The sequence below is a fragment of the Ruegeria sp. BI11 genome, assembly GCF_056538005.1.
Genome location: NZ_JBQFSM010000057.1, coordinates 1 through 1,258 on the forward strand (window position 1 = coordinate 1; position 1,258 = coordinate 1,258).

The following is a 1,258-nucleotide window of genomic DNA, read 5'->3' on the forward strand; positions in this document are numbered from 1 at the left end:
ACTACCGGTTCCGGGTCGTAAAGCCCGCGCTGGTGTTTGGCCCTTATAGGAAAAGCCATAGAATCAGTGTAGCTCCTATTTAGTTTGCATTTTTTTTATATTTTGCGCACCACCCTTCGAGCTCGCTTTCTCTCAATTTATATCCGATAAGTTTCCCTTATCATGAGTGTTTGACTTTATCGGAAAATTGCGCAGAATGGGCCCATGAAACCCCCTGCCCCATACCTGCCTGCCGCATCCCCTGCCCTGTCCCAGGCCGATCAGGACGCGCTGACAGATCTTTATGTCCGCGGCACGCCGGCCAATACGCTGCGCGCTTATGAACGTGACTTGCTCTACATCACGTCCTGGAAACAGGCGCGGTTCGACGCAGGGCTGGACTGGCCCGAGACTGAAGCCTCTGCTCTTGCCTTCATTCTCGATCATGCCCGTGATCTAAACGACGCACCTGAGGAGGACATCGCGCGACAGGTGGCTGAAGCATTGATCGCGCAGGGCTTGCGGAAATCGCTGGCCTGCCCTGCGCCGTCGACGCTGGACCGGCGCATCGCCTCCTGGCTGGCCTTTCACCGAATGAAAAATCTCGCCAGCCCGTTTGACGCACCGCAGGTGAAACAGGCCCGCGCCAAGGCGCGCCGCGCCGCCGCCCGGCCCCAGGCCCCAAAATCCGCCCACCCCATCACCCGCGACATTCTTGAACAGCTGCTGGCCACCTGCCGGGGTTCTCGCCGCGATTGCCGTGACCGCGCCATCCTGATGCTGGGCTGGGCTTCTGGTGGCCGTCGGCGATCCGAGATTGCCGGATTGATGCGCGAGGATGTATCGCTGAAAGAATTTGACAAAAATGGCGTGCTCTGGCTCTCGCTGCTGGAGACCAAGACCACAATCAAGGGCGAGACGCCTCGGCTGGTGCTCAAGGGTCGCGCGGCCCAGGCTCTGGTGCATTGGATCGAGGTCGGCGAGATTCAGGACGGCCCTTTGTTCCGGCCAATCTCCAAAGCCGATCGGGTGCTGAGCCGCCGCCTCTCCCCTGATGCGATCGCACAGATCGTTCGGCACCGGCTGAAACTGGCAGGGATGCCTGAAGGCTTCGCCTCACCACACGGGCTGCGTTCCGGGTTCCTGACCCAGGCTGCGCTGGATGGCGCCCCGATCCAGGCCGCCATGCGCCTGTCGCTGCATCGATCCATGGCCCAGGCGCAGAAATATTACGACGACGTCGATATCGCCGAAAACCCAGCCGCAGACATGTTGGGGT

1 protein-coding gene is annotated in these 1,258 nt (G+C 60.5%); it reads left to right on the forward strand.

Going from position 1 to position 1,258, the window contains the following annotated elements; translation table 11 throughout:
- Positions 1-204: 204 nt before the first annotated feature.
- Positions 205-1,258, forward strand: a 1,054-nt coding sequence (locus tag ACR0DT_RS25055; RefSeq protein ID WP_480713347.1) for a tyrosine-type recombinase/integrase, incomplete at its 3' end; no start/stop codon positions are given.